Below are 3,098 nucleotides of genomic sequence, written 5' to 3' on the forward strand. Positions count from 1 at the left end.
GCCGGCACCACGGCCGGTCCCACGGCTGGCCCGGTGGCGGGAGCGGCGATGGGACCGGAGGCCGGACCGGGGACGGGCACGTGGCCCGCGCCGTTCCCCCGACCCGCCTCGTCCGCCCCGTCCGCCCCGCTTGCTCCGTCCGCCCGGGCACCGGCCGCAGTGGCCGCTGCGGGCAACCCATCGGCGCCGTCCGCCACGCCGTGCCCCGTGGCGCGTTCCGTGCCCCCCGTCATGCGGGCCTCCGCACGCCGGCCGGCACCGCGCGGGTCCGGGAAAGCGCGGCCGGGGCAGTCCCGCAGCGGGCCGCGGGGCGCGTGAACGGCGCGGTCAGCCGGGCACCCGGTCGTCGTGTCGTACGCCGTTGAACAGACTGAACAGGTTGAACAGGCTGAACAAGTCGCGATGCGAAGGCGGCGCCCCGCGCGCCCACGCGCGCGATGCGCACCGGTCGGCCGGTACGGAGCGGTGCCCACCGCCGCCGATGCCCGGCGCGTACCGGGGCGCGCCGATCCGCGCCGACGGGACGGTGTCGATCGGGACGGCGTCGATGGTCAAGTGGGGGTGGCACGGGCGCCGGACCCCCCTCGTTGGCAGACGCGTGCATGGGCGTCCAGCCCCTCCCTTCGCCGGAATGACCCGGATCAGGTTCGTACGGTCGGGGGCCGCCAGCCCCCCTCTCAGCCCAGTGCGTCCGGGCTCCCGCGAGTGGTGTGCACCTGCCACCCTAATACGGCCGTACGGGGCCCGGATAAGGATCTGGCCCGCGGCGTCCGCCCCGCCGGAGCGCAGCCGGAACGAAACCGGAACGCCGTCGGACCACGGCTGGAGCAACGCCGGACCACCACCGGGCCGCTGCCGGACCACGACCGGCGGGGCCGGACTCCGAGCGCGCCGCACGGCCCCGCAGGGCCGCCGGGCGACGTCGGCCACCTTGTGTCGGAGATCTCCCCGCACGGCGCTGCGGGCGGCGCCACCGGCCGACTTACAGTGATCGCGTGAGCGAGGACACCGAGGAAGCGGAGATCGGCCGCAGGGGCGGCGACGTGACCGGTGGCCCGAGCCACAGCGACCGTAGGGTCGTCATCGTCGGGGCTGGGATGGCCGGGGTGCAGACCGCCGTGGCGCTGCGGGAGCAGGGCTGGACCGGCCAGGTCGTGGTGCTGGGTGCGGAACCGCACCAGCCGTACGACCGGCCGCCGCTGTCGAAGGCGGTGCTGCTCGGCAAGGCCGAGGGCTCGGCCTTCGACGTGGACTTCGCCGCGCTCGACATCGAACTCAGACTCGGTCTGCGGGTCAGCGGCGTACGCCCGGGTCAGCGGCTGGTCGACACCGACGCGGGCCCCGTCGCGTACCGCCACCTGGTGATCGCCACCGGCGCCGAGCCGATCGCGCTGCCCGGCAGCGAGGGCGTGCCCGGCGTGCACCTGCTGCGCACGCTCGACGACGCGCAGCGGCTGCGGCCGGTGCTGGCCGAGCAGCACGACGTGGTCGTCGTCGGCGCCGGCTGGATCGGGGCCGAGTTCGCGACCGCGGCCCGCGAGGCGGGCTGCAACGTCACCGTGGTGGAGGCCGCCCACCGCCCGCTGGCCGGCGCGCTGCCCGGCGCGGTGGCCGGCTACATGGCCACCTGGTACGCGGACAGCGGCGCCGAACTGCGGACCGGCGCCCGGGTCGCCGAGGTCGAGCCGGGGGCGGTGCTGCTCGCGGACGGGACCCGGCTGCCGGCCGGCGCGGTGGTCGTCGGCATCGGCGCCAGGCCGGCCACCGCGTGGCTCGCGGGTTCGGGCATCGCGCTCGCCCCGGACGGCTCGGTGCTCGCCGACGACGCCCTGCGCGCCTCGGCCCCCGACGTGTACGCGGTCGGCGACTGCGTCTCCTTCCCGTCCGCCCGCTACGGGGCGCGGCTGCTCGTCCACCACTGGGACAACGCGCTCCAGGGCCCGCGCACGGTCGCCGCCCACATCGTCGGCAGCGAGACCGCCCTGACCACCGCGGACCGCTACGACCCGGTGCCGTACTTCTGGTCCGAGCAGTTCGGCCGGTTCGTGCAGTACGCCGGGCACCACGCGGGCGCGGACACGATGCTCTGGCGCGGCGATCCGACCAGCGCCGCCTGGACCGTGTGCTGGCTGCGGGACGGGGCGCTGGTCGCCCTCCTCGCGGTCGGCCGCCCGCGCGATCTGACCCAGGGCCGCAAGCTCATCGAACAGTCCGCCCACCTCGACGAGGCCCGCGCGACCGACCCGACGGTGCCGCTGAAGTCGGCGGTGCGGTAGCGGGTTGGGGAGGCGGGGCGGCCGGCCGGGGCGGCGCGGGAACCCCGGCCGGGGCACCGGTAGCGGCATCGCCAGCGGCGTCCGCAGCGGTCCGTTCCGGGGTGGCCCCGGGCTAGAACGGGGGACGGCGGGGCGGGGCGACGCCCGGCCACCGGCGCCCCGGCCGCGATCCGCACCGCCGCTACCGGCCTAAGGAAACCGCAGGTCAAACGGTCCAATCGAGGTCGGTCACGGGTGACCGTGAGGGGCGGCGGACCGTTCCGGCTACCGACTGTCAGTCCCAGATGGCAGGCTTGTCCCGTGACCGAGATTGACGCAAAGACCGATGCTCTCGTCCCTACCTGGCTCACCCTGCCCGACATCGCCGAGCTACTGGACGTCGAGGTGACCCGCGTGCGGCAACTGGTGAAGGAGGGCCAGTTGATCGCGGTGCGCCGTGGCGAGAACCGTGTGCTCCAGGTGCCGGCCGAGTTCATCGGCGAAGGCCGCATCATCAAGGGCCTCGTCGGCACCCTGACGCTGTTGCGGGACGACGGCTTCACCGACGAAGAGATGCTGGAGTGGCTCTTCACGGCCGACCCGACGCTCCCCGGCACCCCCGCACAGGCGCTCCGCGAGAACCGCGGCACGGAGGTGAAGCGCCGGGCGCAGGCGCTCGCGGTGTAGCGCGGGCCCGGGCCGGCCACCGCCGGGGGCCCCTGGCCCGCCGCGCGCCCGCGACGCTTCGCCATCCGTAGTACACGCAACCGCTCGGCGGTGCGGGGCCGGCCCCGGCCCCCCCCCCCCCCCCCGGCGCCGCCCCCCAAGGGGGGGGGGCGCCCC

Annotated in this window: 3 protein-coding genes, 1 pseudogene and 1 riboswitch; of the genes and pseudogenes, 2 read left to right on the forward strand and 2 right to left on the reverse strand. The window is 76.2% G+C overall.

Annotated features, from left to right (window positions below):
* Both AAHZ94_RS31665 and AAHZ94_RS31670 read right to left on the reverse strand, forming a co-directional pair.
* Positions 1-233 (reverse strand): annotated as a pseudogene (locus AAHZ94_RS31665) (hypothetical protein); the annotation flags it as partial.
* A 94-nt stretch (positions 234-327) separates the two neighbouring features.
* A complete protein-coding gene (locus tag AAHZ94_RS31670; protein WP_349997156.1) occupies positions 328-555 on the reverse strand; it encodes a hypothetical protein in 228 nt (75 codons plus the stop codon).
* 46 nt (positions 556-601) lie between these two features.
* A riboswitch (TPP riboswitch) is annotated at positions 602-713 on the reverse strand.
* A 384-nt stretch (positions 714-1,097) separates the two neighbouring features.
* On the opposite strand from AAHZ94_RS31670, the gene AAHZ94_RS31675 reads away from it, so the two are divergent.
* Together AAHZ94_RS31675 and AAHZ94_RS31680 are read left to right on the forward strand one after the other, a co-directional pair.
* Positions 1,098-2,276, forward strand: coding sequence for an NAD(P)/FAD-dependent oxidoreductase (locus AAHZ94_RS31675; RefSeq protein ID WP_349997158.1), 1,179 nt, complete (start codon positions 1,098-1,100; stop codon positions 2,274-2,276).
* Positions 2,277-2,576: 300 nt separating this feature from the next.
* A complete protein-coding gene (locus AAHZ94_RS31680) occupies positions 2,577-2,942 on the forward strand; it encodes an Rv2175c family DNA-binding protein (protein ID WP_349997157.1) in 366 nt (121 codons plus the stop codon).
* Positions 2,943-3,098 lie beyond the last annotated feature (156 nt).

This window comes from Streptomyces sp. HSW2009 (genome assembly GCF_040240285.1).
Classification (GTDB): Bacteria; Actinomycetota; Actinomycetes; order Streptomycetales; family Streptomycetaceae; genus Streptomyces.